The 1,198-nt window shown below is 57.3% G+C and carries 1 protein-coding gene; it reads right to left on the reverse strand.

The window, feature by feature from the left end; genetic code table 11:
• A partial coding sequence (locus HMPREF3120_RS08300; RefSeq protein ID WP_070452192.1) for an IS256-like element ISAmas1 family transposase occupies nucleotides 1–994 on the reverse strand: 994 nt, incomplete at its 3' end.
• Nucleotides 995–1,198: the final 204 nt, after the last annotated feature.

A 1,198-nucleotide genomic window follows, 5' to 3' on the forward strand; every position in this document is an offset into this window, starting at 1 on the left:
TGCACCGCCTGGCGATCGTGAGTGGATCGTCAGGCAGTTGCGTTTTTGCATACAGGCACCACTCGAGCATTTTTCGTTGGCGTTCTCCTGACCTGCCGCGGTGTGCATCGGCGATGCGTTTGAGCTGGGCGTTGATGCCGCCTTCGAGGCTGTTGGTTGTTGAGACCCACCGGTTTGGCTCGAGTGCGTTTTTGGGCGGCTGCAGGTAGGTAAACAGCCATCCTTTCCGTGAGAGGTGCAGCAGGGAGTTGTATGCCTTGCGAACTCGCAGGTGGGTCCATTCCCACTGGTGATTCAGCGTGCGCCGTTCTTTTGGCACGGGGGTCTTTTCGTCGAGGAATGCTTTATAGACCTGTCCGAAGTCGTGGAGACGCAGTGTCCATTCGCGTGCCTGGTCAAGTGTGGTGATGCGGGTCAGTTTCAACGCCAGTGCGTAGATCGCCTTGCCCGCGTCGGTGCGTGGTTGGGTCGACGTGTAGCGACGGATCGCGCGTTGGGCATGGACTAGGCAGCGCTGAATGAGCGTGTTTGGCCAGCACGCTTTAATGGCGGTGAGTGCTCCTTGTCCGCCGTCGAGGACCACACATAGTGGCTCGGCGATCTTTTTGAGCAATTGGGTGTAGGCGTGGGCGGTTTCGCTTTTCGCCCAGTGCCATGCGATGACGTGGTCATAGCTGGCCGCGACGAGGAGGCAGCCAGCGGCGGTGTAGGTACCGTCGATGAAGATCTGGTCATAGACGCGGTGAGGTTCACCATCGTTGGGCACATCGATGAGCCGAAACGGCGCGAATCGGCGATCTAGGGTCCACCGGCTGATGTTTCGCAGGCGAGCGACCTCGGCCAATGAGGCGGTGCAAGTCGCATAAGAGATGAACGCTTGAAAGTCGCGAGTTTGGGTGTGATCGGTGCGGCGGCGTGTCGTCGAGCTGCCGCAATCTGGGTTTTTGCACCGCCACCCGGTTGTGCCTTTGGAAGTGGTGCCATTTTTCTTCATTTCCCCAGCGCATACTGGGCAACGTGGTCTGTTTCTACTCACCCAGAAAGCACACCAATCCCCGACTAGCACATGAGGATGCCATTCCGGTGGATTGAACGAGAATCGAGCATATATAAGGTGCGAAACCTTATATACGGCCGATTTATGCCGTCTGAGCAGTGAGGACTGCGAAAATCAGACACACATTTTGCTACTTAACCC

The sequence above is a fragment of the Corynebacterium sp. HMSC11D10 genome (assembly GCF_001806995.1).
Classification (GTDB): Bacteria; Actinomycetota; Actinomycetes; order Mycobacteriales; family Mycobacteriaceae; genus Corynebacterium; species Corynebacterium coyleae.